24 protein-coding genes are annotated in these 25,867 nt (G+C 68.3%); all 24 read left to right on the top strand.

The window, feature by feature from the left end:
- The first annotated feature begins 11 nt into the window (after nt 1–11).
- The 24 genes from BHU06_RS10810 to hisB all read left to right on the top strand — a co-directional run bounded on the left by BHU06_RS10810 (nt 12) and on the right by hisB (nt 25,851).
- Complete coding sequence (locus BHU06_RS10810; RefSeq protein ID WP_070399164.1) at nt 12–683, top strand: type 4a pilus biogenesis protein PilO; 672 nt, start codon at nt 12–14, stop codon at nt 681–683.
- Nucleotides 680–1,222: a pilus assembly protein PilP gene (locus tag BHU06_RS10805; RefSeq protein WP_070399163.1), complete on the top strand. Its 543-nt coding sequence runs from the start codon at nt 680–682 to the stop codon at nt 1,220–1,222. Before BHU06_RS10810 ends, BHU06_RS10805 begins: the two co-directional genes overlap by 4 nt.
- Nucleotides 1,223–1,266: 44 nt before the next feature.
- Nucleotides 1,267–3,348: a type IV pilus secretin PilQ gene (gene pilQ, locus BHU06_RS10800; RefSeq protein WP_254668155.1), complete on the top strand. Its 2,082-nt coding sequence runs from the start codon at nt 1,267–1,269 to the stop codon at nt 3,346–3,348.
- On the top strand, nt 3,349–3,915 hold the full coding sequence (locus tag BHU06_RS10795; RefSeq protein ID WP_070399161.1) for a shikimate kinase: 567 nt from the start codon (nt 3,349–3,351) through the stop codon (nt 3,913–3,915). It begins immediately after the preceding gene.
- A 40-nt stretch (nt 3,916–3,955) separates the two neighbouring features.
- The gene (gene aroB, locus BHU06_RS10790; protein ID WP_083293153.1) at nt 3,956–5,080 is read left to right on the top strand and encodes a 3-dehydroquinate synthase; all 1,125 of its coding nucleotides are present in this window, start codon (nt 3,956–3,958) and stop codon (nt 5,078–5,080) included.
- The gene (locus BHU06_RS10785) at nt 5,077–6,234 is read left to right on the top strand and encodes a deoxyguanosinetriphosphate triphosphohydrolase (RefSeq protein WP_070399159.1); all 1,158 of its coding nucleotides are present in this window, start codon (nt 5,077–5,079) and stop codon (nt 6,232–6,234) included. Before aroB ends, BHU06_RS10785 begins: the two co-directional genes overlap by 4 nt.
- Entirely contained in the window at nt 6,231–7,424 is a 1,194-nt protein-coding gene (locus tag BHU06_RS10780) for a CynX/NimT family MFS transporter (RefSeq protein ID WP_070399158.1), read from the top strand. Before BHU06_RS10785 ends, BHU06_RS10780 begins: the two co-directional genes overlap by 4 nt.
- A 73-nt stretch (nt 7,425–7,497) precedes the next feature.
- Nucleotides 7,498–8,205, top strand: a complete 708-nt coding sequence (locus tag BHU06_RS10775) for a transposase (protein ID WP_070399157.1) — start codon at nt 7,498–7,500, stop codon at nt 8,203–8,205.
- Nucleotides 8,206–8,384: 179 nt separating this feature from the next.
- Entirely contained in the window at nt 8,385–13,163 is a 4,779-nt protein-coding gene (locus tag BHU06_RS10770) for a glutamate synthase-related protein (protein WP_070399156.1), read from the top strand.
- A gap of 39 nt (nt 13,164–13,202) precedes the next feature.
- On the top strand, nt 13,203–14,669 hold the full coding sequence (locus BHU06_RS10765; protein WP_070399155.1) for a glutamate synthase subunit beta: 1,467 nt from the start codon (nt 13,203–13,205) through the stop codon (nt 14,667–14,669).
- A gap of 154 nt (nt 14,670–14,823) precedes the next feature.
- Nucleotides 14,824–15,639: an ABC transporter ATP-binding protein gene (locus BHU06_RS10760; protein ID WP_070399154.1), complete on the top strand. Its 816-nt coding sequence runs from the start codon at nt 14,824–14,826 to the stop codon at nt 15,637–15,639.
- A complete protein-coding gene (gene mlaE / locus BHU06_RS10755; RefSeq protein WP_070399153.1) occupies nt 15,639–16,424 on the top strand; it encodes a lipid asymmetry maintenance ABC transporter permease subunit MlaE in 786 nt (261 codons plus the stop codon). Before BHU06_RS10760 ends, mlaE begins: the two co-directional genes overlap by 1 nt.
- Nucleotides 16,425–16,444: 20 nt before the next feature.
- Entirely contained in the window at nt 16,445–16,933 is a 489-nt protein-coding gene (gene mlaD, locus BHU06_RS10750; RefSeq protein ID WP_070399152.1) for an outer membrane lipid asymmetry maintenance protein MlaD, read from the top strand.
- 30 nt (nt 16,934–16,963) lie between these two features.
- Nucleotides 16,964–17,689: a VacJ family lipoprotein gene (locus tag BHU06_RS10745; RefSeq protein WP_070399151.1), complete on the top strand. Its 726-nt coding sequence runs from the start codon at nt 16,964–16,966 to the stop codon at nt 17,687–17,689.
- A gap of 123 nt (nt 17,690–17,812) precedes the next feature.
- A complete protein-coding gene (locus BHU06_RS10740; protein ID WP_070399150.1) occupies nt 17,813–18,445 on the top strand; it encodes a phospholipid-binding protein MlaC in 633 nt (210 codons plus the stop codon).
- On the top strand, nt 18,445–18,717 hold the full coding sequence (locus BHU06_RS10735; protein ID WP_070399149.1) for a lipid asymmetry maintenance protein MlaB: 273 nt from the start codon (nt 18,445–18,447) through the stop codon (nt 18,715–18,717). The genes BHU06_RS10740 and BHU06_RS10735 overlap by 1 nt, the downstream gene beginning before the upstream one ends.
- 126 nt (nt 18,718–18,843) lie before the next feature.
- On the top strand, nt 18,844–19,791 hold the full coding sequence (locus BHU06_RS10730; RefSeq protein WP_070399148.1) for an ABC transporter ATP-binding protein: 948 nt from the start codon (nt 18,844–18,846) through the stop codon (nt 19,789–19,791).
- Nucleotides 19,788–20,543 carry an ABC transporter permease gene (locus BHU06_RS10725; RefSeq protein WP_070399147.1) on the top strand — a complete coding sequence of 252 codons (756 nt, stop codon included), beginning with the start codon at nt 19,788–19,790 and terminating at the stop codon, nt 20,541–20,543. Before BHU06_RS10730 ends, BHU06_RS10725 begins: the two co-directional genes overlap by 4 nt.
- A gap of 4 nt (nt 20,544–20,547) precedes the next feature.
- A complete protein-coding gene (locus BHU06_RS10720) occupies nt 20,548–20,787 on the top strand; it encodes a BolA family protein (RefSeq protein ID WP_070399146.1) in 240 nt (79 codons plus the stop codon).
- 4 nt (nt 20,788–20,791) lie between these two features.
- Nucleotides 20,792–22,072: a UDP-N-acetylglucosamine 1-carboxyvinyltransferase gene (gene murA, locus BHU06_RS10715; RefSeq protein ID WP_070399145.1), complete on the top strand. Its 1,281-nt coding sequence runs from the start codon at nt 20,792–20,794 to the stop codon at nt 22,070–22,072.
- A complete protein-coding gene (gene hisG / locus BHU06_RS10710) occupies nt 22,069–22,725 on the top strand; it encodes an ATP phosphoribosyltransferase (RefSeq protein ID WP_070399144.1) in 657 nt (218 codons plus the stop codon). Before murA ends, hisG begins: the two co-directional genes overlap by 4 nt.
- Nucleotides 22,722–24,128, top strand: a complete 1,407-nt coding sequence (gene hisD / locus BHU06_RS10705; protein ID WP_070399143.1) for a histidinol dehydrogenase — start codon at nt 22,722–22,724, stop codon at nt 24,126–24,128. Before hisG ends, hisD begins: the two co-directional genes overlap by 4 nt.
- Nucleotides 24,125–25,225, top strand: a complete 1,101-nt coding sequence (gene hisC, locus BHU06_RS10700) for a histidinol-phosphate transaminase (RefSeq protein WP_070399142.1) — start codon at nt 24,125–24,127, stop codon at nt 25,223–25,225. The genes hisD and hisC overlap by 4 nt, the downstream gene beginning before the upstream one ends.
- Entirely contained in the window at nt 25,222–25,851 is a 630-nt protein-coding gene (gene hisB / locus BHU06_RS10695) for an imidazoleglycerol-phosphate dehydratase HisB (protein ID WP_070399141.1), read from the top strand. Before hisC ends, hisB begins: the two co-directional genes overlap by 4 nt.
- Nucleotides 25,852–25,867: the final 16 nt, after the last annotated feature.

The raw sequence follows: 25,867 nt of genomic DNA, 5'->3' as shown, positions 1-25,867 counted from the left end.
GGGGTGGCGTGATGGCGAAGAAGTCGAGCATCAATATCGATCTGAAGGGCGTGCAGGACAAGCTGCGCGCCCAGTTCACCGGCCTCGATCCCAACGATCCGTCCTTGTGGCCGGCGCTGCCCCGAAACCTGCTGTTCGTGGCCGTGTGCTTGGGCGTGGTGGCCGCGCTGTGGTTCTTCTGGCTCAAGGGCGTCGACGAAGAACTGGTGGCCGAGAAGGCCCGTGAAGAGCAACTGCGCACCACCTACCGCAGCAAGCTGGTGCAGGCCGTCAACCTGGACGCCCTGCGCAAGCAGCTGGAGCAGGTCCAGCAGTACGTGACGCAGCTGGAGAAGCAACTGCCCAGCAAGGCCGAAATGGACGCCTTGTTGTCCGACATCAACCAAGCCGGTCTGGGCCGCAGTCTGCAGTTCGAACTGTTCCGTCCCGGACAGGTGGTGGTCCGTGAGTACTACGCCGAGTTGCCCATCGTCATACGGGTCACGGGCAAATACCACGACGTCGGCCTGTTCGCCGCTGATATCGCCAACCTGTCGCGCATCGTCACCTTGAACAACCTCAGCCTGACGCCCATCGCCACCCGCGACGGTTACTTGACGATGGAGGGCGTGGCCAAGACCTTCCGGTACCTGGACCCCGAGGAAATCGCGGCCCAGCAAAAAGCGAAGGGGGCAAAGCAGTGAGCCGCCTCGCCCCCTACTCCTTGTTGGTCCTGGGCCTTGTGCTGGCGGGCTGTACCTCGTCCGGGCAGGACGAGCTGCGGTCCTGGATGCAGGCCGAGCGCAATTCGATCAAACCATCGGTTCAGCCGATTCCCGAACCCACGCGGTTCGAACCCCAACCCTACAGTGTCGAGCGCGAAACGCCGCCCTTCAGCACGGAAAAGCTGGCCAGCCTGCTGCGCGGCACGCAATCGGCAAGCGCCGCCAATGCCGCGCTGATCGAGCCCGAGCTGGCGCGTCGGCGACAGCCACTCGAGGCCTTCCCCCTGGACTCCATGACCATGGTCGGCAGCCTGGACCGTTCGGGGGAACTGGTGGCGCTGATCAAGGTGGACCGCCTGCTGTACCAGGTGCGTCAAGGACAGTACCTGGGACAGAACTTCGGACGCGTAACCCGCATCACCGAGACCGAAGTCGCCCTGCGCGAAATCGTGCAGGACCCGTCGGGTGAATGGATCGAGCGCCCCACGGCGCTGCAGCTAGTAGAGGACGCTAAATGAACAAGCCAGAACAGGCGACCGCTGGAACGGCGTGGGGGCGGAGGATGGTCAAGGGGGGGCTGGTTCTCGGTCTCGTCCTGTCGGCCTGCTGGGCGCAGGCGCAGTCTGCGATCCAGTCGGTCACCGGCGGGATTCAAAGTGGTGCCGAGGTGGTCCGGATCAACCTGTCGGAACCCCTGAAGGCCACGCCGTCTAGCTTCACCGTGCAGTCGCCCGCGCGCATTGCCCTGGACTTTCCGGGCGTGGCCAATGCCATGGGGCGCAGCACCGTTGACATCAACGAAGGCAATCTCCGTTCGGCCACCGTGGTCCAGGCGGGCGAACGCACGCGGGTGGTGATCAACCTCAAGCAGCCGGCGCCGTTCCAGACGCGCGTCGAGGGCAACAGCCTGCTGGTGGTCATGGAGCGTCCCGAAGCGGTGACGGCCCAAACCAATCCGCCGACGCATTTTGCCGAGAGCCGCAACCTGGACGTCAGCTCGCTGCGCGACATCGACTTCCGCCGCGGCACGGGCAATACGGGGCGTGTCGTCGTCGAGTTGCCGAACAACCAGGTCGGTGTCGACATCCGCCAGCAGGGCACGGGCCTCGTGGTGGAGTTCCTGAAGAGTTCCCTGCCCGAGGGCTTGCGCCGCCGCCTGGATGTGACCGACTTCGGCACGCCGGTGCAGTCGGTGACCACCACGCAGACGGGTGACCGCGTGCGGATGGTGGTGGCGGCGGCGGGCAACTGGGAGCATTCCGCGTACCAGAGCGACAACCAGTTCGTGCTGGAGGTGCGCGAGCAACGCGTGGATCCCAACAAGCTCAGCCAAGGCCCGGGCTACACCGGGGAGAAGCTGTCGCTGAACTTCCAGAACATCGAAGTCCGTGCGCTGCTGCAGGTCATCGCCGACTTCACGAACTTCAACATCGTGACCTCCGACTCTGTGGCGGGTTCGGTCACCTTGCGCCTGAAGGATGTGCCCTGGGACCAGGCGCTGGACATCATCATGCAGGCCAAGGGCCTGGGCCTGCGCAAGTCGGGCAACGTGCTGTGGATCGCCCCGCGCGATGAAATCGCGGCCCGCGAGAAACAGGAGCTGGAAGCGCGCGCTACCGTGGAGAGCCTTGAGCAGGTGCGCACGCAATCGTTCCAGATGAATTACGCCAAGGCGTCCGACATCGCCACGCAACTGACGGCCGGGTCGTCGTCGACGGTCAGCGGCGGAGGCAATTCCGGCAACGCGCGCATCCTGTCCCCCCGTGGCAGCGTGATCGCCGAGCCGCGAACCAACCAGTTGTTCGTGACGGACATTCCCTCACGCCTGGCGCAGGTGCAGGAGCTGATCACCAAGCTCGATATCCCGATCCGCCAGGTGCTGATCGAGGCGCGCATCGTGGAAGCCGACGACGACTTCAGCAAATCCATCGGCGTGCGTCTGGGCGGTGGCGTGCGGGACTTCAGCGCAGGCTCGGCCAATGGCAATCCGGTGCGCGGCAACTTCGGCAGCAACTACGGGGCCGTGACCACCGGACCGTCTCTGACCTCCGCCCCCTTCGTGAACCTGCCCGCCTTGCCCCCGTCCGGTCAGGCCGCGTCCTACGCCCTGTCGCTGTTCAGCCCGAACGCCTCGCGCTTCCTGGCGCTGGAAATCTCGGCGCTGGAATCCGATGGCAAGGGCCGCGTGGTGTCCAGTCCTCGCGTGGTCACGGCCGACCAGGTGAAGGCGCTGATCGAGCAGGGCACCGAGTTCCCTTACCAGACCGCCACGTCCAGCGGCGCCACGGCCATCGCGTTCCGCAAGGCCAACCTCAAGCTGGAAGTTACGCCGCAGATCACGCCCGAGGGCAACATCATTCTCGACCTCGACGTGAACAAGGACACCCGTGGCGAAACCACCTCCGAGGGTATCGCCATCGACACCAAGCACGTGCAAACCCAGGTGCTGGTGGAGAACGGCGGCACGGTGGTGATCGGTGGCATCTTCGAGCGCACCGAGCGCAACCAGATCCAGAAGGTGCCGCTGCTGGGCGATCTGCCCGCCGTGGGCAACCTGTTCAAGTCGCGCAACCAGATCGATCAGCGTTCTGAGCTGCTGATCTTCATCACGCCGCGGGTCCTGGGGCGCACCGCCATCAACTAATTGAACCCCACGCAGTCGGTCTTCCTGGTCGGGCTGCCTGGATCGGGCAAATCCACCGTCGGGCGCCAACTGGCCCGGCGGCTGGGTTTGCCCTTTGTCGATTCCGATCACGTGATCGAGCAACGCATTGGGTCGAGCATCCGGGCGTTTTTTGATCGCGAGGGGGAGGCGGCGTTCCGGGATCTCGAGGCGCAGGTCATTGATGAAGTCACCGCCGGTCCATTGGCGGTGATCGCCACCGGTGGCGGCGCCGTGCTGCGTCCGGAGAATCGGGTGCACCTGCATGAGCGCGGGCGCGTGGTCTACCTGCGATCGACGCCGGAAGATCTTTTTCGCCGTCTGCGCAACGACCGCCACCGTCCGCTGTTGCAGGTGGCCGATCCCTTGGTCCGGCTCAAGGACCTGCACGCGCAGCGGCACCCGCTGTACGCCGAGACGGCGCATTTCGCGATCGACACGGGACGCCCTTCGGTGGCCACGCTGGTCAACATGATCCTGATGCAGCTGGAGTTGGCCGGGCTGGTGTCCAGCGCACCGCCTGCGGACGGGGCTGACACGCCGCGGTGAGCGCCCCAGCCGCCCAGAGGGGGCGGCATACACTCGGGGCATGTCCCCCGCCACTTCGACCACCGAGACCCAGCGCGTCGCCATCGACCTGGGCGCACGCAGCTACGACATCCACATCGGCGCCGACCTGATCGGCCGTGCCGACACCTTTGCCGGCCTGCCGACGGCGAGCACCGGCGTGATTGTCACCAACGAGGTGGTGGCGCCTCTGTACCTGGCGTCGCTGCGGGCGGCGCTGAGCGGGCGCCATGCGCGTGTGCTGGACGTGGTGCTGCCCGACGGCGAGTCCCACAAACATTGGCAGACGCTGCAGACCATCTTCGATCGCCTGCTCGAGACCGGTTGTGACCGCAAGACGGTGCTGTACGCGCTGGGCGGCGGGGTGGTGGGCGACATGACCGGCTTCGCGGCCGCTTGCTACATGCGTGGGGTGCCGTTCGTGCAAGTGCCCACCACCTTGCTGGCGCAGGTGGACTCGTCGGTGGGCGGCAAGACGGGCATCAACCACCCGCTGGGCAAGAACATGATCGGCGCCTTCCACCAGCCGCTGAGGGTGGTGTGCGACCTCGACGCGCTGCGCTCCCTGCCCGAGCGCGAGTTCAGTGCCGGCATGGCCGAGATCATCAAGTACGGGCCCATCGCCGACATGGCTTTCCTCGACTGGATCGAAGACCACATCGAGGCCCTCATGGCGCGCGATCCGGCGCATGTGGCGCATGCGGTGCGGCGCAGCTGCGAGATCAAGGCCCAGGTGGTGGGCGCCGACGAACGCGAATCGGGACTGCGCGCCATCCTGAATTTTGGCCACACCTTCGGCCATGCGATCGAGGCCGGCATGGGCTATGGCGCCTGGCTGCACGGCGAGGCCGTGGGTTGCGGCATGGTGATGGCGGCCCGCCTGTCGCAGGCGCTGGGCTTGGTGGACGAGGCGTTCGTCGAGCGCCTCAGGCGCCTGGTGGTCCGTGCCGGCCTGCCGGCGGTGGCGCCGGTGCTCGATCCCGCGCGCAATGCCGAGCGTTACCTTGAGCTGATGCGTGTCGACAAAAAGGCCGAAGCGGGGGAGATCCGCTTCGTGCTCATCGACCCACCGGGCCGGGCCTCGATGCGCCCGGCCAGCGATGCCGTCGTGGCGGGGGTGATCGCGCGAAGCTGCCAGCCGGCATGAGCCTGGCACCGTACGCCAGCGATCCGGCGCGCAGCCGTGGCCGGCGCTACCCGGAACCCCCCGCCCCCACGCGCACCGACTACCAGCGCGACCGCGACCGGGTGATCCATTCCACCGCGTTCCGTCGGCTGGTCTACAAGACGCAGGTGTTCCTCAACCATGAGGGAGACCTGTTCCGCACCCGCCTGACGCACTCGCTGGAAGTGGCCCAGCTCGGCCGCAGCATCGCGCGATCGCTGGGGCTCAACGAAGACCTGGTCGAAGCCATCGCGCTCGCGCACGACCTGGGCCACACGCCCTTCGGCCACGCCGGCCAGGACGCGCTGCACGCCGCCTTGCAGGCGCTCGGCTCCGATGGCCGCGCGCCCGACGGCTGGGGCTTCGAGCACAACCTGCAGAGCCTGCGCGTGGTGGACGAGCTCGAGGAGCGCTACCCCGCGTTCGACGGCCTGAACCTGTCCTTCGAAACGCGCGAAGGCATCCTGAAGCACTGTTCCCGGCACAACGCCGAGCGCCTGGAGCGGCTGGAGCCCGGCGGCGTGGCGGCGCGCTTCCTGCGAGGCGGCGCTCCTTCGCTCGAGGCGCAGTTGTGCAACCTGGCCGACGAGATCGCCTACAACGCGCACGACATCGACGACGGCGTGCGCTCGGGCCTGCTCTCGCTGGAGCAGCTCGAATCCGTGGAGCTGTTCGACCACTACCGCCGCCAGGCCCTGCGGGAGCACCCGCAGTTGCAGGGGCGCCGGCTGTTGTTCGAGAGCATCCGCCGCATGCTGAGCGACCAGGTCTACGACGTGATCGCCGCCACGCGCGAGCGCCTGCGACACTCGGGCGTCGCCTCGGCCGACGAGGCGCGCACCCAGGCGGCCCTGGTGGCTTTCTCCGACCCGATGCGCGAGCGCAGCCGCGCGCTCAAGGCCTTCCTGTTTCGCAACCTCTACCGCCACCCGCAGGTGGTCGAGACCACCGGTCGCGCACGCCAGGTGATCGGCGATCTCTTCGGGCGCTACCTGGCCGAGCCCGGCGAGATGCCCGAAGCCCATGGGCAACGCCGGCACATCGAGCGCGCGGTGGCCGACTACATCGCTGGCATGACCGATCGTTTCGCCATCCGCGAGCACGAGCGCCTGTTCGGCTCGGTACTGTTTCCATGACTGCCACACCACCGCCCGAGTCCCATCCCGTTCGTGCCGCCGCTCTGGTCGTGGCGGTGGGCGTCACCTGCGCCCTGCACATCGGCAAGCTGCCCGTCGCCATTCCTGCGTTGCAGGCCGGGCTGGGCGTGAGCCTGGTGCAGGCGGGCTTCCTGCTTTCGCTCGTGCAATTGGCCGGCATGGCGCTGGGCCTGTTCGTGGGCTTGGCGGCCGACCGCATCGGGCCGCGCCGGATCATGCTGGTCGGCCTGGTGGCCCTGGCCCTGGGCAGCGCCTGGGGCGCGACGGCCGGTTCGCCGGCCGACCTGCTGGCCTCGCGCGCATTGGAAGGCCTGGGGTTCCTGCTCGCCGTGCTGCCGGCGCCGGGCCTGATCCGCCGCCATGTGGCCGAGCCGCGCCTGCTGGCCAAGGCCTTGGGCTGGTGGGGTGCCTACATGCCACTGGGCACGGCCCTGGCCTTGCTGTTCGGCGCGCCGGTCATCGAGTGGCTCGGGTGGCGCGCCGTCTGGTTGGGTCTGACAGCCGGCTCGCTGCTGGCGCTGTTGGCCCTGTGGCGCGGCTTGCCGTCCGACGCGGCACTGGCGGGGCAGGGCGCGCCGCTGGGCCCGCGCCTGCGCCGCACGCTGGGTGCGCCTGGGCCCTGGCTGGTGGCCGTGGCGTTCTTCCTCTACTCGGGGCAGTGGCTGGCGGTTGTGGGCTTCCTGCCCACCATCCTGGCCCAGGCCGGCGTGAGTGGCTTGCTGGCGGGCCTGCTCAGCGCGGCCGCGGCGGCGGTGAACATGGGCGGCAACATCGGGGCTGGCCGCTGGATCGCGCGCGGCGGCCGCCCCCGCTTTGTGATGGGCTTTGCCTACCTGGCCATGGGCCTGGGGGCCCTGTTGGCCTTTGGCTTGAAGGGCGCACCTGTGGTGCAGTACCTCGCTGTGCTGGCCTTCTCGGGCCTGGGCGGGCTCATTCCAGGCACCCTGTTCGGCTTGGCGGTGCGCCTGGCGCCGGGTGAAGACACCATCTCCACGACGGTGGGCTGGATGCAGCAGCTTTCGGCGCTGGGGCAGTTTGTCGGACCGCCGTTCGTGGCCTGGGTGGCCACGCAGGTGGGCGGGTGGCAGCTCACCTGGGTCGTCACCGGCGTGGCTTCCCTGCTGGGTCTCTGGGTGGCGCACCGCATCCAGCGCACGCTCCCGGCTTGACGGTGGCTGGCCCGCGGGGACCCGTGCGCGCCCATGCTTTAATTGGGGTCAGATTCCAATTGAATGAAGCGCCATGGCCCGATTGCCCCGTTTGACCGTCGCTGGCTACCCGCACCACATCATCCAGCGAGGCAACAACCGCCAGGTCATCGTGCGCGACGACGAAGACCGGGACGCCCTGCTCGAACTGATCACGGCCCGCGCTCGCCAACACGGCGTGGCGCTGCACGCCTGGGTGCTGATGGACAACCACTTCCACCTGCTGGCCACACCGGAAACCGTGGAGGGTGTTCCCCGCTGGATGCAGGACGTTGGCCGCAGTTACGTGCGCCGCTTCAACGACCGCCACCAGCGCACGGGGACTCTGTGGGAAGGGCGCTACAAGTCCACGCTGGTTCAGACCGAGCGCTACCTCCTGGCCTGCATGGCCTACATCGAGCTCAATCCGGTGCGCGCCGGCATGGTCGCGGAGCCGCGGCAGTACCCCTGGTCCAGCCACCTGCACCACATTGGGCAGCGCGTGGACCGTCACCTCACGCCGCACCCCGTCTACTGGGCCTTGGGCAACACGCCTTTCGCGCGGGAGGCCGCGTATGCCGAGTGGGTGCGGACAGGCCTCGGCGCGCAGCAGCAAAAGGCCATCACCGACGCCTCTTTGCATGGTTGGGCCTTGGGTGACGAGCGCTTCACCGAGGAATTGCAGAAGCAGACGGCCCGCCGGGTGTCGCGCGCGGCGCGGGGTCGCCCGCCGGGGGCGCCTGCACCCCAGACCGAGGGCTGATCGCGCTTGAGAGCGTGTCGCTATCGGCTCTTCTAATATGTCCCCAATTATCTTTGAGGATCATTGATCGGTTGATTAATTGGAATCTGACCCCATTTAAAATGCTTGGCACGCATGGTGCAATGCAATAAGCTCCGCGGTCCGACGGATTCGCCCCACAGACGAGAAGGAAGCGCGCCATGAACACGGCTGCCGAGAAAGCGCATTTGCAACAGCACGGCCTCTATGACCCGGCGAACGAGCACGACGCCTGCGGCGTTGGCTTCGTGGCCCACATCAAGGGCGAAAAGAGCCACGCCATCGTCGAGCAGGCGCTCAAGATCCTGGAGAACCTGGACCACCGCGGCGCGGTGGGCGCCGACAAGCTGATGGGCGATGGTGCGGGCCTGCTGATCCAGATGCCCGATGCGCTGTACCGGGCCGAGATGGCCGCGCAGGGTGTGACGCTGCCGCCCGCTGGCGAGTACGGCGTGGGCATGATCTTCATGCCCAAGGAACACGCCAGCCGCCTGGCCTGCGAACAGGAGATGGAGCGCGCCATCGCCGCCGAAGGCCAGGTGCTGCTGGGCTGGCGCGAGGTGCCCGTGAACGCCGACATGCCCATGTCGCCCACGGTGCGCGCCAAGGAGCCGATCATTCGCCAGGTTTTCATCGGCCGTGGCAACGACGTCATCGTGCAGGACGCGCTGGAGCGCAAGCTGTACGTGATCCGCAAGACCGCCAGTGCCGCCATCCAGCGCCTCAAGCTCACGCACTCCAAGGAGTACTACGTGGTGAGCATGAGCAGCCGCACCGTGGTCTACAAGGGCCTGCTGCTGGCCGATCAGGTGGGCACCTACTTCAAGGACCTGCAGGACCCGCGCTGCGTGTCGGCCCTGGGCCTGGTGCACCAGCGCTTCTCCACCAACACCTTCCCCGAGTGGCCGCTGGCCCACCCGTACCGCTACGTCGCGCACAACGGCGAGATCAACACGGTCAAGGGCAACTACAACTGGATGAAGGCGCGCGAGGGCGTGATGAGCTCGCCCGTGCTCGGCGCCGACCTGCACAAGCTCTACCCGATCAGCTTCGCGCACCAGTCCGACACCGCCACGTTCGACAACTGCCTCGAGCTGCTGACCATGGCGGGCTATCCGCTGTCGCAGGCCGTGATGATGATGATCCCGGAGCCCTGGGAGCAGCACACCACCATGGACCCGCGCCGCCGCGCGTTCTACGAGTACCACGCGGCCATGCTGGAGCCCTGGGACGGCCCCGCCTCCATCGTGTTCACCGACGGCCGCCAGATCGGCGCCACCCTGGATCGCAACGGCCTGCGCCCCTCGCGCTACTGCGTCACCGACGACGACCTGGTCATCATGGCCTCGGAATCCGGCGTGCTGCCCGTGCCCGAGAACAAGATCGTGCGCAAGTGGCGCCTGCAGCCCGGCAAGATGTTCCTCATCGACCTTGAACAGGGCCGCATGATCGACGACGAGGAGCTCAAGGCCAACCTCGCCAACAGCAAGCCCTACAAGCAGTGGATCGACAACCTGCGCATTCGCCTGGACGACGTCGAGCACCCGGTGGCCGGCGAGGCCGCGCAGGAGTTGCCCGTGGCGCAGACGGAACCCCAAGCCGCTGGCGTGGAGCGCGTGTCGCCCGAGCTGCTGGACCGCCAGCAGGCCTTCGGCTATACGCAGGAGGACATCAAGTTCCTCATGAGCCCCATGGCCGCCAACGGCGAGGAGGGTATCGGCTCCATGGGCAATGACAGCCCGCTGGCCGTGCTGTCGAGCAAGAACAAGCCGCTCTACAACTACTTCAAGCAGCTGTTCGCGCAGGTCACGAACCCGCCGATCGACCCGATCCGCGAAGCGATCGTGATGTCGCTGGTGTCCTTCATCGGCCCCAAGCCCAACCTGCTCGACATCAACCAGGTCAACCCGCCCATGCGCCTGGAGGTGAGCCAGCCCGTGCTGGACTTCGCCGACATGGCCAAGCTGCGCAACATCGACGCCGTGACGCAGGGCAAATTCCGCAGCGTCACGCTGGACATCACCTACCCCGCGGGCTGGGGCCGCGAGGGCGTGGAGGCCAAGTTGGCCTCGCTGTGCGCGGCCGCGGTGGACGCGATCAAGGGTGGCAAGAACATCCTCATCATCAGCGACCGCGGCATCGGCCCGGCGCAGGTGGCCATTCCCGCGCTGCTGGCGCTCTCGGCCATCCACCAGCACCTGGTGCGTGAAGGCCTGCGCACCAGCGCCGGCCTAGTGGTGGAAACCGGCACCGCTCGCGAGGTGCACCACTTCGCCGTGCTCGCCGGTTACGGCGCCGAGGCCGTGCACCCCTACCTGGCGATGGAGACCTTGGTGGCCATCCACAAGGACCTGCCGGGCGATCTGAGCGCCGACAAGGCCATCTACAACTACACCAAGGCGATCGGCAAGGGCCTGTCCAAGATCATGTCCAAGATGGGCGTGAGCACCTACATGAGCTACTGCGGCGCCCAGCTGTTCGAGGCCATTGGCCTCAACAGCGACACCGTGGCCAAGTACTTCACCGGCACCGCCAGCCGCGTGGAAGGCATCGGCGTGTTCGAGATCGCCGAGGAGGCCATTCGCATGCACAAGGCCGCCTTTGGCGACGACCCGGTGCTGGCCACCATGCTGGACGCCGGCGGCGAGTACGCCTGGCGCACGCGCGGCGAAGAGCACATGTGGTCGCCCGACGCCATCGCCAAGCTGCAGCACAGCACGCGCGCCAACAGCTGGAACACCTACAAGGAATACGCCCAGCTCATCAACGACCAGAGCCGCCGCCAGATGACGCTGCGAGGCCTGTTCGAATTCAAGCTGGACCCGAGCAAGGCCATCCCGCTGGACGAGGTCGAGCCCGCCAAGGAGATCGTCAAGCGCTTTGCCACCGGCGCCATGTCGCTGGGCTCCATCAGCACCGAGGCGCACGCCACCCTGGCCGTGGCCATGAACCGCATCGGCGGCAAGAGCAACACCGGCGAAGGCGGCGAGGACGAGCGCCGCTACCGCAACGAGCTCAAGGGCATCAAGATCACCAAGGGCGAGACGCTCAAGTCCATCATCGGTGAGGACATGGTCGAGGTCGACCTGCCGCTGGAAGACGGCGACAGCCTGCGCTCCAAGATCAAGCAGGTGGCCTCGGGCCGTTTCGGCGTCACCGCCGAGTACCTGCAGAGCGCGGACCAGGTGCAGATCAAGATGGCCCAGGGCGCCAAGCCCGGCGAGGGCGGCCAACTGCCCGGCGGCAAGGTGTCCGAGTACATCGGCAAGCTGCGCTACTCGGTGCCGGGCGTGGGCCTGATCAGCCCGCCGCCGCACCACGACATCTACTCCATCGAAGACCTGGCTCAGCTCATCCACGACCTGAAGAACGTGGCGCCGCACGCCAGCATCAGCGTCAAGCTGGTGTCGGAAGTGGGCGTGGGCACCATCGCCGCGGGCGTGGCCAAGTGCAAGGCCGATCACGTGGTGATCGCCGGCCACGACGGTGGCACCGGCGCCTCGCCCTGGTCGTCCATCAAGCACGCGGGCAGCCCCTGGGAGATCGGCCTGGCCGAGACCCAGCAGACCCTGGTGCTCAACCGCCTGCGCAGCCGCATCCGCGTGCAGGCCGACGGCCAGATGAAGACCGGCCGCGACGTGGTCATCGGCGCCATGCTGGGCGCGGACGAATTCGGCTTCGCCACCGCGCCGCTGGTGGTCGAGGGCTGCATCATGATGCGCAAGTGCCACCTCAACACCTGCCCGGTGGGCGTGGCCACGCAGGACCCGGTGCTGCGCAAGAAGTTCTCGGGCAAGCCCGAGCACGTCGTCAACTACTTCTTCTTCGTCGCCGAGGAAGCGCGCCAGATCATGGCGCAGCTGGGCATCCGCACCTTCGACGAGCTGATCGGCCGCGCCGACCTGCTCGACACGCGCGCCGGCATCGCCCACTGGAAGGCGCGCGGCCTGGACTTCAGCCGCCTGCTGGCCTTGCCCGCCGTGCCGGCCGACGTGCCGCGCCTGCACACCGAGCAGCAGGACCACGGCCTGCACAAGGCGCTGGACAAGGTGCTGATCGAAAAATGCCGCCCCGCCATCGAGAAGGGCGAGCGCGTGCAGTTCATCGAGGTTGCGCGCAACGTGAACCGCTCGGTGGGCGCCATGCTCTCGGGCGAGCTCACCAAGCACCACCCGGAAGGCCTGCCGGACGATTCTATCCGCATCCAGTTGGAAGGCACGGGTGGCCAGTCCTTCGGTGCGTTCCTGGCCAAGGGCATCACGATGTACCTGATCGGCGACGCCAACGACTACACCGGCAAAGGCCTGTCGGGCGGCCGCGTGGTGGTGCGTCCCAGCATCGACTTCCGCGGCGAGGCCACGCGCAACATCATCGTGGGCAATACCGTGCTCTACGGCGCCACCACGGGCGAGGCCTTCTTCGCCGGCGTGGCCGGCGAGCGCTTCGCGGTGCGCCTGTCGGGCGCCACCGCGGTGGTGGAGGGCACCGGCGACCACGGCTGCGAGTACATGACCGGCGGCACCGTGGTGGTGCTGGGCAAGACCGGCCGCAACTTCGCGGCCGGCATGAGCGGCGGCGTGGCCTACGTCTACGACGAGGATGGCCGCTTCGCCGAGCGCTGCAACACCGCCATGGTGAGCCTGGAGCCCGTGCCCACGGCCAAGGAACAGGAGGCCGCGTCCAGCGCCGGCGCCTGGCACCGCGGCCAGACCGACGAGGCCTTGCTGAAGAAGCTGCTGGAAGACCACAACCGCTGGACCGGCAGCAAGCGCGCGCGCGAACTGCTCGACAACTGGGCCACGGCGCGGGGCAAGTTCCTCAAGGTCTTCCCGAACGAGTACAAGCGCGCGCTCGGCGAGATGGCCGCGAAGCAGACGGCCGCCGCCGCGACCACCAAGGCGCAAGGCTCGGCCAAGAAGGCCACCGCGCCCGCGAAGTAAGCCCACGAGATACAGCCCCACGAGATACAGGACAGCACCATGGGAAAAGTCACCGGCTTCATGGAATACGAGCGCATCGAGGAGGGCTACGCGCCCGTGCCCGATCGACTGAAGCACTACAAGGAGTTCGTTGTCGGGCTCGATGACGCGCAGGCCAAGCTCCAGGGCGCTCGCTGCATGGACTGCGGCACGCCGTTCTGCAACAGCGGCTGCCCGGTCAACAACATCATTCCGGACTTCAACGACCTCGTGTACCAGGGCGACTGGAAGAACGCGATCACGGTGCTGCACAGCACCAACAACTTTCCCGAGTTCACCGGCCGCATCTGCCCCGCGCCCTGCGAGGCCGCCTGCGTGCTCAACGTGAACGACGACCCGGTGGGCATCAAGTCCATCGAGCACGCCATCATCGACCGCGCCTGGGCCGAAGGCTGGGTGGCGCCGCAGCCGGCCAAGCACAAGACCGGCAAGAAGGTGGCCGTGGTGGGTTCTGGCCCCGCCGGCCTGGCGGCCGCGCAGCAGTTGGCGCGTGCCGGCCACGACGTGACCGTGTTCGAGAAGAACGACCGCGTCGGCGGCCTGCTGCGCTACGGCATCCCCGACTTCAAGATGGAGAAGTCGCACATCGACCGACGCGTCGAGCAGATGCAGGCCGAGGGCGTGGTCTTTCGCACCGGCGTGCTGGTGGGTGCCCTGCCCGAAGGCAGCAAGGTCACCAACTGGGCCAAGGAAACCGTCAGCGCCGAGCAGCTCAAGGCCGAGTTCGACGCCGTGCTGCTCACCGGCGGCGCCGAGCAGAGCCGCGACCTGCCCGTGCCGGGCCGCGAGCTGGACGGTATCCATTTCGCCATGGAGTTCCTGCCCCAGCAGAACAAGGTCAACGCGGGCGACAAACTCAAGGGTCAACTGCGTGCCGACGGCAAGAAGGTCATCGTCATCGGCGGCGGCGACACCGGCTCCGACTGCGTGGGCACCAGCAACCGCCACGGCGCCACCAGCGTGACCCAGTTCGAGCTCATGCCCCAGCCGCCCGAGCAGGAGAACAAGCCCCTGGTCTGGCCCTACTGGCCGCTCAAGCTGCGCACCAGCTCCAGCCACGAAGAGGGCTGCGCGCGCGAGTTCGCTATCTCCACCAAGGAGTTCATCGGCAAGAACGGCAAGCTCACGGGCCTGAAGACCGTGCACGTGGAGTTCAAGGACGGCAAGTTCGTCGAGGTGCCGGGCACCGAGAAGGAATACAAGGCCGACCTGGTCCTGCTCGCCATGGGCTTCACCAACCCCGTGGCCACCGTGCTCGAGGCCTTTGGCGTCGACAAGGATGCGCGCGGCAACGCCAAGGCCACGACCGACTTCACGGGGGGCTACGCGACCAACGTGCCCAAGGTGTTCGCCGCCGGCGACATGCGCCGGGGCCAGTCGCTGGTGGTCTGGGCCATCCGCGAGGGCCGTCAGGCGGCCCGTTCGGTGGATGAGTTCCTGATGGGCTATTCCGACCTGCCCCGCTGACCTCCAGCGGCGCGTCGCGCCGCACCTTCGGGAGGCCAACACCCGCGGCCCGGCGATGCCGGTTGCGCGGTGTTACGGGGTGCAAGAGGCGCCAGTCCGCCCCATGCGAATCCCGTATCATGCGGCAGCCGGGTTTCCACCCGGCTTTTGCTTGATGAGCACCACGCCCTCCGCCCCCCTCGTCGAACTGCGCGACCTCACCTTCGGCTATGGCCCGCGGGTGATCCTCGACAACATCTCGATGACCGTGCCGCGCGGCAAGGTCACCGCGCTGATGGGCGCCTCGGGTGGCGGAAAAACCACGGTACTGCGCCTGATCGGCGGCCAGATCCGCGCCCAGCGCGGCCAGACGCTGTTCGATGGCGCCGACGTCACCACCATGGACCAGGGCGCGCTGTACGCCGCGCGCCGGCGCATGGGCATGCTGTTCCAGTTTGGCGCGCTGTTCACCGACATGAGCGTGTTCGACAACGTGGCCTTTCCGCTGCGCGAGCACACGAAGCTGCCCGAGGTGCTGGTGCGCGACATCGTGCTGCTCAAGCTCAATGCCGTGGGCCTGCGCGGCGCGCGCGACCTGATGCCCAGCGAGTTGTCGGGTGGCATGGCGCGGCGCGTGGCCCTGGCGCGCGCCATCGCGCTCGACCCCGAGCTCGTGATGTACGACGAGCCCTTCGCCGGCCTGGACCCGATTTCGCTGGGCACCGCCGCGCGCCTGATCCGCGAGCTCAACGGCGCGCTGGGCCTGACCAGCATCGTGGTCTCGCACGACCTGGACGAGACCTTCGGCATCGCCGACCAGGTCATCGTGCTGGCCAACGGCAAGATCGCCGCCCAGGGCACGCCCGACGAGGTGCGCCACAGCACCGACCCGCTGGTGGCGCAGTTCGTCAACGCCCGGGCCGATGGCCCCGTGCGCTTCCACCATCCCGCGCCCGCGCTGGCCGAGGACTTCGGCAACGGAGCCGCCTGATGCTCAAGGCCCTGCACCCCGCCCATGTCGGCCGCGCCGTGCGCCAGCACATCATCGCGCTGGGCCATGGCGCGCGGCTGTTCCTGCGCCTGCTGCTCCTGGGCGGGGCGGCGCTGCGCCGCTTCGGCCTGGTGCGCGACCAGATCCACTTCCTGGGCAACCACTCGCTGTCCATCATTGGCGTCTCGGGCCTGTTCGTGGGCTTCGTGCTGGGCCTGCAGGGCTACTACACGCTGCGCATCTACGGCGCCACCGAGGCCCTGGGCCTGCTGGTGGCGCTGTCGCTGGTGCGCGAACTGGGCCCGGTGGTGAGCGCGCTGCTGTTCGCCGGCCGCGCGGGCACCTCGCTCACGGCCGAGATCGGCCTCATGAAGGCCGGCGAACAGCTCAGCGCCATGGAGATGATGGCCGTGGACCCGGTGCGCCGCGTGCTCGCGCCGCGTTTCTGGGCCGGTGTCATCACCATGCCCTTGCTGGCGGCCGTGTTCAGTGCGGTCGGCGTGATCGGCGGCTGGGTCGTCGGCGTGGGCCTCATCGGCCTGGACGGCGGCGCTTTCTGGAGCCAGATGCAGGGCGGGGTCGACGTCTGGGACGACGTCGGCAATGGCGTCATCAAGAGCGCCGTGTTCGGCTTTGCCGTGACCTTCATCGCGCTGCTGCAGGGCTACCTGGCCCAGCCCACGCCCGAGGGCGTATCGCGCGCCACCACCCGCACGGTGGTCATGGCCTCTCTCACGGTGCTGGGCCTCGATTTCGTGCTTACCGCCATGATGTTCAGCATCTGAGGATGCGTCGGAGAAAGACCATGACCTCTTCCAAGAACGATTTCTGGGTTGGCCTGTTCGTGCTCATTGGCGGCGCGGCCATCCTGTTTCTCGCGCTGCAGTCGGCCAACCTGCTGCAGATCAGCTTCGAGCCCACCTACCGCGTCACGGCGCGTTTTGACAACGCGGGCGGCTTGAAGACCGGCGCGGCCGTGCGCTCGGCCGGGGTGGTGGTGGGGCGGGTCGAGACCATCGGCTTCGACGACAAGACCTTCCAGGCCAGCGTCGGGCTGACGCTGCAGAAGCGCTACGCCTTCCCGCGCGACAGCTCCATGAAGATCCTCACCAGCGGCCTGCTCGGCGAGCAGTACGTGGGCATCGAACCCGGCGGCGACCCGGAAAACCTGGCCGATGGCGCCCTGGTCACGCAGACGCAGTCGGCCCTGGTGCTGGAGAACCTGATCGGCCAGTTCCTGTTCAGTCGGGCGGCCGACAGTGGCGAGAAGAAGTCCGAACCCGGCGCCCAATAAACAAAGAGCAGTCCACGACTGGGAGACCCGATGACCCCCGCACGTTCCACCCCCCGCCCCGCGCTGGCGGTGGCCGCCGCCCTGGTGCTGCTGGCCGGCTGCGCCACCGGCCCCGACGCCGACCCGAAGGACCCACTGGAGCCCTTGAACCGCGGCGTCTACCGCTTCAACGACGCGATCGACACGGCGGTGCTCAAGCCCGCGGCCACGGCCTACGTCGACATCACGCCCAGCCCGGTGCGCACCGGGGTCAACAACTTCTTCAGCAACCTGGGCGACCTGTGGTCCGCCGTCAACGCCGGCCTGCAGCTGCGCCCGCGCGAAACCGCCGACAACCTGCTGCGTTTCGGCGTCAACACTGTGCTGGGCTTCGGCGGTTTGCTCGACATCGCCGGCGAGGCCGGCATTCCGCGCACGCGCATCGACTTCGGCCAGACCCTGGGCCGCTGGGGCGTGCCGTCGGGCGCCTATGTGGTGTTGCCGTTCTTTGGCCCGTCCACCGTGCGCGACACCGGTGGCCTGGTGGTGGACTGGGAGGGCGATCTGGTGGACCATGTCAACCACATTCCCACGCGCAATTCCCTCTATGCCTTGCGCGTGGTGGACACGCGGGCCGGCCTGCTGCGCGCCGGCGAGTTGTTCGAGGGCGCCGCGCTCGACAAGTACAGCCTCATGCGCGACTTCTACCTGGGCCGCCGCCAGCGCCAGATCGACGACATGATCGACAAAGGCATTGGCACGGGCGATGGGGAGTAAGGCGATAGTGGGTGCTCGCTGCTGAAACGCCTCGTCACGATCCCTCGCGAACCCGTCACATTCGAGGTGCACCGCCTGGCCACAATGCGGTCACTCAGGCCACGAGCCTTGGAAAGGACTTTCATGATTTTTCTGCACCGACGTTCCTGGCTGGCCGGCATCGCGCTGGCCCTGACCGCCTTCACCTTGCCCGCCCGCGCCGCCGAGGCCCCCGACGCCATGGTCAAGCGCCTGTCCACCGAGGTGCTCGACCTGATCAAGGCCGATCCCGCCATCAAGGCCGGCAACATCGACCGCATCATGGCCGTGGTGGACGAAAAGATCATGCCGAACGTGAATTTCACGCGCATGACCGCCTCCGCCGTGGGTCGCCACTGGCGCCAGGCCACGCCCGAGCAGCAGCAGCGCCTGCAGGCCGAATTCAAGTCCCTGCTGGTGCGCACCTACTCCGGGGCCCTGAGCGAGGTGCGCGACCAGACCCTCAGCTTCAAGCCTCTGCGCATGCAGCCCGGTGATACCGAGGTGGTGGTGCGATCCGAGGTGCGTGGCCGCGGCGAGCCCATCCAGCTCGACTACCGCATGGAAAAGGCCGGCGACGGCTGGAAGATCTACGACCTCAACGTGCTGGGCCTGTGGCTGGTGGAGACCTACCGCACCCAGTTCGCCCAGGAGATCAACGCCAAGGGCATCGACGGCCTGATCCAAACCCTGGCGCAGCGCAACAAGGCCGGCGGCGCCACCGCCAAAACCAACTGATGGGCGAGGCCCGCCTGCCCGAGCGGCTGACGACAGCGGAGGCCGCGGCCACGCTGGACAGCCTGCGCCGCGCGCTGGCCGCGCAGCCGGGCGGCGCCTTCACCGTCGACGCCGGCGGGCTGCGCAGCTTCGACTCGTCCGCGGTGGCCTTGCTGCTGGAGCTGCGGCGCGAGGCCCAGCGCGCCGGGCGCTCGCTGAGCGTGACCCACTGGCCGCCGCGCCTGCGCGACCTGGTCGCCGCCTACGGCGTGCAGGAACTGCTGCCCGCCTGAACCTGAACCTGAACCTGGGCCGGGGCAGCCCTTCGCCAGCGCGGGCAAGGGGCCAGCCGTAGAATCCCCGGTTCTCCGCCCGCCACGGATGTCCCGTGCCTCGGGCCGGATTCGCGGTAGCTGCGCATGCCAGCCGTCTCATTCCAGAACGTCTCCAAAACCTACGCCACCTCGCGTGGCGACCTGCACGCCCTGCGCTCGGTCAGTTTCGACATCGAGCCGGGTGAATTCTTCGGTCTGCTCGGCCCCAACGGCGCGGGCAAGACCACGCTCATCAGCATCCTGGCCGGCCTGGCGCGCGCCACGGAGGGCCGCATCACCGTGCACGGCCACGACGTGCAGACCGACTACCAGGCCGCGCGCCGCCAGCTCGGCGTCGTGCCGCAGGAGCTGGTGTTCGATCCCTTCTTCAATGTGCGCGAGGCGCTGCGCATCCAGTCGGGCTATTTCGGCATCCGCCGCAACGACGACTGGATCGACGAGTTGCTCAGTGGCCTCGGACTGGCCGACAAGGCCACGGCCAACATGCGCCAGCTGTCGGGTGGCATGAAGCGGCGCGTGCTGATCGCCCAGGCGCTGGTGCACAAGCCGTCCGTCATCGTGCTCGACGAGCCCACCGCCGGTGTGGACGTGGAACTGCGCCAGACGCTGTGGCAGTTCGTCTCGGGCCTGAACAAGCGCCTGGGCAGCACCGTGCTGCTGACCACCCACTACCTGGAAGAGGCCGAGGCCCTGTGCAGTCGCATCGCCATGCTCAAGCTGGGGCAGGTGGTGGCGCTGGAGTCCACCTCGGCCCTGCTGGCGCGCGCGGCGGCCAACGTGCTGCGCTTTAAGACCGACACAGCCTTGCCGGCCGACATCGCGGCGCAGGCGCGCATCACCGGCCGCGTGGTGCAACTGCCCGCGCTGGACGCGCGTGCCGTGGAGCATGTGCTGTCGCGCCTGCGCGAGGCCGGCGTCATGCCCGAGGACATCGAGGTGCGCAAGGCCGACCTGGAGGACGTGTTCCTCGATCTCACGGGCAGTGGCGCATCGGCGATCCCCGCCCATCAGCCGCTGAAGGCATCGGTATGACGGGCTGGCAAACGCTTTTCTACAAAGAGGTGCTGCGCTTCTGGAAGGTCGCCTTCCAGACCGTGGCCGCACCCGTCATCACCGCCTTGCTGTACCTGGCGGTGTTCGCGCACGTGCTCGAGGGCCGGGCCGTGGTTTACGGCGAGGTGAGCTACACCGCCTTCCTGGTGCCGGGCCTGGTGATGATGAGCGTGCTGCAGAACGCCTTCGCCAACAGCAGTTCGTCGCTCATCCAGAGCAAGATCATGGGCAGCCTGGTGTTCCTGCTGCTCACGCCGCTGTCGCACCGCGCCTGGTTCGTGGCCTACGTGGGCTCATCGATGGTGCGTGGCCTCGCCGTGGGCCTGGGCGTGCTGATCGTGGCCTGGTTGTTCGCGCAGCCCGGTTTCGTGGCGCCGCTGTGGATCCTGGTGTTCGGCGTGCTGGGTGCCGCGCTGATGGGCACGCTGGGGCTGATCGCTGGCCTGTGGGCCGAGAAGTTCGACCAGATGGCCGCGTTCCAGAACTTCATCATCATGCCCATGACCTTCCTGTCGGGCGTGTTCTACTCGATTCATTCCCTGCCGGCGTTCTGGCAGAGCGTGAGCCACCTCAATCCCTTCTTCTACATGATCGACGGCTTTCGCTACGGCTTCTTCGGTCGCAGCGACGTCTCGCCCTGGCTGAGCCTGGCGTTGGTGGGCGGTGCCCTGCTGGCGGTCAGTGCCTTGGCCCTGCACCTGCTCAAGACCGGCTACAAGGTCCGCCACTGATCCCATGACCGCCGAACAACTGCAATCCCTTATCGCCGGGGGCCTGGCCTGCCATCACATCGAGGTGACGGGCGACGGCCGCCACTGGTCCGCGGTCATCGTGTCGCCGGCCTTCGAAGGCAAGCGCCTGATCCAGCGCCACCAGGCCGTCTACGCCACGCTGGGCCAGCGCATGCACACCGACGAAGTGCACGCCCTGTCGATGCAGACCCTCACCCCCGCCGAATGGGCGGCCCAACACTGACACCATGGACAAACTGCTGATCCGCGGCGGCCGCAAGCTCAGCGGCGAGGTGCCGATTTCCGGTGCCAAGAACGCCGCGCTGCCCGAGCTGTGCGCCGCCCTGCTCACCGACGAGGCGGTGACGCTGACCAACGTGCCGCGCCTGCGCGACGTGGCCACCATGCGCCAGCTGCTCAACAACATGGGCGTGCGCACCGACACGCTGGGCGAGCGCGGCGGCATCCGGCTGCAGGCGCCGGATGGCCTGAATCCCGAGGCGCCGTACGACCTGGTGAAGACCATGCGCGCCTCGGTGCTGGTGCTGGGGCCGCTGCTGGCGCGCTTCGGGCGCGCGCGCGTGTCGCTGCCTGGCGGCTGCGCCATCGGCTCGCGCCCGGTGGACCAGCACATCAAGGGCATGCAGGCCATGGGCGCGGAGATCGTGGTCGAGCACGGCTACATGGTGGCGCGCCTGCCCCAGGGTCGCGCGCGCCTGCACGGCGCGCGCATCGCCACCGACATGGTCACCGTCACCGGCACCGAGAACTTCCTGATGGCCGCGGCCCTGGCCGAGGGCGAGACCCTGCTGGAGAACGCCGCCCAGGAGCCCGAGGTGACCGACCTCGCCGAGATGCTGATCCGCATGGGCGCGAAGATCGAAGGCCACGGCACCAGCCGCATCCACGTACAGGGCGTGGACCGCCTGGGCGGCTGCGACCACCAGGTGGTGGCCGACCGCATCGAAGCCGGCACCTTCCTGTGCGCCGTGGCCGCCACCGGCGGCGACGTGCTGCTGCGCTGCGGTCGCGCCGACCACCTGGACGCGGTGATCGACAAGCTCACCGAGGCGGGCGCGGAGATCGAGGCCGGCGCCAACGCGGCCGGGCCTTTCATCCGCATCCGCGCCTCGGGCCGTATGAAGGCGCAGAGCTTCCGCACCACCGAGTACCCGGGCTTTCCCACCGACATGCAGGCGCAGTTCATGACCGTCAACTGCATCGCCGAGGGCGCCAGCAAGGTGACCGAAACCATTTTCGAAAACCGCTTCATGCACGTGAACGAGCTGGTGCGCCTCGGCGCGCGCATCCAGACCGAGGGCAAGGTGGCGATGGTGGAGGGGGTGCCGCGCCTGTCCGGCGCCACCGTGATGGCCACCGACCTGCGCGCCTCGGCCAGCCTGGTGATCGCCGGCCTGGTGGCCGAGGGCGAGACCACCGTCGACCGCATCTACCACCTGGACCGCGGTTACGACCAGATGGAAGTGAAGCTGCGCGCCATCGGCGCCGACATCGAGCGCGTCAAATGAGCCCGTCCATCACGCTTGCCCTGTCCAAGGGCCGCATCTTCGACGAGACCCTGCCGCTGCTGCGCGCGGCCGGCATCGAGGTGCTCGAAGACCCCGAGAAGTCGCGCAAGCTCATCCTGCCCACCAGCCAGGAAGACGTTCGCGTGGTGCTGGTGCGCGCCACCGACGTGCCCACCTACGTGGAGCATGGCGGCGCCGACCTCGGCGTGACCGGCAAGGACACGCTGATCGAGCACGGCGGCCAGGGCCTGTACCAGCCGCTGGACCTCAACATCGCGCGTTGCCGCGTCAGCGTGGCCGTGCGGGCCGACTTCGACTACGCCTCGGCCGTGCGCCAGGGCTCGCGCCTGCGCGTGGCCACCAAGTACACGGCCATCGCGCGCGAGTTCTTCGCCAGCAAGGGCGTGCACGTGGACCTGATCAAGCTCTACGGCAGCATGGAACTGGCCCCGCTCACCGGCCTGGCCGACGCCATCGTGGACCTGGTGTCCACCGGCAACACGCTCAAGGCCAACAACCTGATCGAGGTCGAACGCATCATGGACATCAGCTCGCGCCTGGTGGTCAACCAGGCCGCGCTCAAGCTCAAGCAGGCGCGGCTGCGCCCGCTCATCGACGCCTTCGCCCGGGCCGTGGAGCCCGCCACCGCATGACCCTGACCGCCCAGCCCCTTCGCCTGTCCACCGCCCAGCCCGATTTCGAGGCGCGCTTTGCCGAGCGCCTGCATTGGTCGAGCGAGACGGACCACGCGATCGAGCAGCGGGTGGCCGACATCCTGGCCGATGTGCGCCAGCGCGGCGACGCCGCCGTGCTGGAGTACACCGCGCGCTTCGACGGCCTGCGGGCCACTGGCGTGGCCGAGCTCGAACTCAGCCAGGCCGATTTCAAGGCCGCCTTCGACGCCTTGCCCGCCGCCCAGCGCGAAGCCCTGCAGTCCGCGGCCGCGCGCGTGCGGCGCTACCACGAGGCGCAGAAGAAGGCCAACGGCGAGAGCTGGAGCTACCGCGACGAGGACGGCACCCTGCTCGGCCAGAAGGTCACGCCACTGGACCGCGTGGGCATCTACGTGCCCGGCGGCAAGGCGGCCTATCCGTCCAGCCTAATCATGAACGCCGTGCCCGCGCACGTGGCCGGCGTGCCCGAGATCGTCATGGTGGTGCCCACGCCCGTGCGCGGCAGCGTGGCGACCGGTGGCGTGGAAGGCGGCAGCGGCGCCGCCACCGCCACGCGCGGCGAGCGCAACGAGCTCGTGCTCGCGGCGGCCCACGTGGCCGGTGTCACGCGCGCCTTCACCATCGGTGGCGCCCAGGCCGTGGCCGCGCTGGCCTATGGCACGGCCACTGTGCCCAAGGTCGACAAGATCACCGGCCCGGGCAACGCCTACGTGGCCAGCGCCAAGAAGCGCGTCTTCGGCACCGTGGGCATCGACATGATCGCGGGCCCGAGCGAAATCCTGGTGCTGGCCGACGGCAGCACGCCGGCCGACTGGGTGGCCATGGACCTGTTCAGCCAGGCCGAGCACGACGAGCTCGCGCAGAGCATCCTGCTGTGCCCCGACGCGGCCTACATCGAGGCCGTGCAGGTCGCGATCCACCGCCTGCTGCCCACCATGCCGCGCGCGGCCATCATCGCCAAAAGCCTCAACGACCGCGGCGCGCTCATCCTCACGCGCGACATGGACGAGGCCTGCGCCATCAGCAACCGCATCGCGCCCGAGCACCTGGAGGTCTCCAGCGCCGAGCCGCACCGCTGGGAACCGCTGCTCAAGCACGCGGGCGCCATCTTCCTGGGGGCCTACACCAGCGAAAGCCTGGGTGACTACTGCGCCGGCCCCAACCACGTGCTGCCCACCAGCGGCACCGCGCGGTTTTCCTCGCCGCTGGGTGTCTACGACTTCCAGAAGCGCAGCAGCCTGATCGAGGTGAGCGAGCGGGGCGCGCAGACCCTGGGCGCCGTGGCCGCCGAACTGGCCTACGGCGAAGGCCTGCAGGCGCACGCGCGCGCCGCCGAACTGCGCCTGCCCACCGTGCCCCCGATGCGAGGCGATGCCCGATGAACAGCCCCGTGAACCCCAACCCGCTCGCGCGCATCCGCCAGGACATCCAGTCCATGCAGGCCTACGCCATCCAGGAATCGGCCGGCCTGGTCAAGCTGGACGCGATGGAGAACCCCTTCCCGCTGCCGCTCGAGCTGCAGGCCGAACTGGGCCGGCGCCTGGGCGCCGTGGCCATCAACCGCTACCCTGGCGCGCGCATCGACGAACTCAAGCGCGCGCTGGAGCGCTACGTTGACCTGCCCGCCGGCCACGCGCTGATGCTGGGCAACGGCTCCGACGAACTGATCTCCCTGCTGGCCATGGGCTGCGACCTGCCCGGCGCCAGCCTGCTGGCCCCGCTGCCCGGCTTCGTGATGTACGCCATGAGCGCGCAATTGCAGGGCCTGGCCTTCCACGGCGTGCCGCTCACCGCCGACTTCGCACTCGACGAGGCCGCCATGCGGGCCGCGATGCGCGCGCACCAGCCCGCCATCACCTACCTGGCCTACCCGAACAATCCCACGGCCAACCGCTTCGACCCGGACGTCATGCGCCGCCTCATCGCCGAGGCCGCCCGCTTCGGCGGGCTGGTGGTGGTGGACGAGGCCTACCAGCCCTTCTCCAGCCACACCTGGTTGGACGAGATGCGCGTCCAGCCCGAGGCCAACGCGCACGTGCTGCTCATGCGCACGCTCTCCAAGTTCGGTCTGGCCGGCGTGCGCATCGGCTACCTGCTGGGCCCGGCGGCCCTGGTGCACGAGTTCGACAAGCTGCGCCCGCCTTACAACGTGAGCGTGCTCAACGCGGAGTGCGCGCTGTTCGCGCTGGAGCACGCCGAGGTGTTCGCCCAGCAGGCGGGCGTGATCCGCGAGCAGCGCGAGGCGCTGATGGCCGCGCTGGCCCGCCTGCCCGGCGTCCAGGCCTTCGCCAGCGAGGCCAACATGGTGCTGGTGCGCGTGCCCGACGCGCAGCGCGCCTTCGACGGCCTCAAGGCACGCGGTTTGCTCGTGAAGAATGTTTCTAAAATGCACCCGCTGCTGGCCCAGTGCCTGCGGCTCACCGTGGGTACCCCCGACGAGAATGCCCGGCTCATCCAGGCCCTGCAGACCGCCATATGACCTCCACCACGCCCACTTTTCCCCCGCCGGGTCCGAATGACCGCGCCGCCCAGGTGCAGCGCAACACCAACGAAACGCAGATCGGCGTGCGCATCAACCTGGACGGCAGCGGCGTCGCCGTGCTGTCCACCGGCATTGGTTTCTTCGACCACATGCTCGACCAGATCGCGCGCCACGGCCTGATCGATCTGGAGATCATCGCCAAGGGCGACCTGCACATCGATGGCCACCACACCGTGGAGGACGTGGGCATCAGCCTGGGCCAGGCCTTCGCCAAGGCCGTGGGCGACAAGAAGGGCATTCGCCGCTACGGCCACGCCTACGTGCCGCTCGACGAGGCGCTCTCGCGCGTGGTGATCGACTTCTCCGGCCGCCCCGGCCTGCACATGCGCGTGCCCTTCAAGGCCGGCATGATCGGCGCCTTCGACACCCAGCTCACCTACGAGTTCTTCCAGGGCTTCGTCAACCACGCCGGTGTCACGCTGCACGTGGACAACCTGCACGGCGAGAACGCGCACCACCAGGCCGAGACGGTGTTCAAGGCCTTCGCGCGCGCCGTGCGTTTCGCCCTCGAGCGCGATCCCCGCCTGGGCGACGTGATCCCCTCCACCAAAGGTTCGCTCTGAACCCGTTCCTTTCCCC

The organism is Hydrogenophaga sp. PML113 (genome assembly GCF_001777155.1).
In the GTDB taxonomy this organism is placed as follows: domain Bacteria; phylum Pseudomonadota; class Gammaproteobacteria; order Burkholderiales; family Burkholderiaceae_C; genus Hydrogenophaga; species Hydrogenophaga borbori.
Note: the sequence above shows the minus strand (reverse complement) of the source record. Positions and strands in the feature narration are given on the sequence as shown.